2 protein-coding genes are annotated in these 1020 nt (G+C 44.3%); one reads left to right on the top strand and one right to left on the bottom strand.

What is annotated here, in order from left to right; genetic code table 11:
• Nucleotides 1-535: hypothetical protein (locus B7Y67_RS19310; protein WP_293600020.1), on the top strand; the 535-nt coding region annotated here is incomplete at its 5' end.
• On the opposite strand, the gene B7Y67_RS19305 is transcribed toward B7Y67_RS19310, so the two are convergent.
• Nucleotides 532-1020: site-specific integrase (locus B7Y67_RS19305; protein ID WP_293600019.1), on the bottom strand; the 489-nt coding region annotated here is incomplete at its 5' end. The genes B7Y67_RS19310 and B7Y67_RS19305 overlap by 4 nt on opposite strands.

Raw genomic sequence — 1020 nt, 5'->3', positions numbered from 1 at the left:
TGAAAATTACCTCCACAATGAATGGCAAGAAATTGGACAGCCCGATACCCTACTGCTAGCCATTCCGCTGAATATCAAACGCAGTCGCTTGATTGCCGAAATTACTCAAATACTGTCAAACAGTATTAGTAATAAGCCAATGCAAGCAAAAGCTAAATACCAGCTCTTGCAAAAGAAAACGCACTTACAAACTTTGAAGATAGGAATTAAGACTTTGTGGTTAAGGGCATTACGTCCTAAAAGTGAGCTGTGGCGTATTGGCGCTGAAGCGGAAGTTAGTAAAACCTATAGCAATGAAGTGGACTCCAAAGCCATCAAGAAAACGATTCTTACTTCACAGGCTAGACAAACACTCACAATCGTAACTAGCCGCGCATTACTAAATGCCACTATGGTGGCTGAAAATGCTGCGCGGGGTATATTTCCAAGCAATACCAAGCACCCCTATGCCGTTAAATTTAATGCGGATGAGTTTCATCAAGTCTTAGCCAAACAAACAGCATGGGCCAAACAAGAAAAGGCCAAATACCGCTAGATAAGCTCTACTGCATTCCGCAGAATATCTGGACGGGTATCAATATAGCGCTGCGTGGTTGACATCTGACTATGGCCGGCTAGCTGCATCATCACCCGCACTGATACACCCTTCTCACTGAGTCGTGTCAAAAAGCCCCGACGACCGCTATGACTAGTAGCGCCATTAAGTCCAGCTTGGCGATATAAGCCATTAATTACATGTGTCAATGTATTTGGCGTAAATCCATGTGCTCTTTGCGTGGGAAACAATGGACGATTCATATCTTTTGGTGGATGCGCTGCGATGTACTTGGCAAGTTCATGTTGCATACGCTCAGATAAAAGAACTACCCTACTTTTAGAGCCTTTGGTTTGATTGGCTGCTAGATGGATTTCATTTAAAACCTGGTTATCGCTGCTTAAAACGTCGCTATAGCGCACGCTTGCTACTTCCCCTATACGCATACCCGCCCAGTGTGTTAACAGCAGTATTGCGCGATTACG

The organism is Polynucleobacter sp. 35-46-11 (assembly GCF_002281105.1).
Note: the sequence above shows the minus strand (reverse complement) of the source record. Positions and strands in the feature narration are given on the sequence as shown.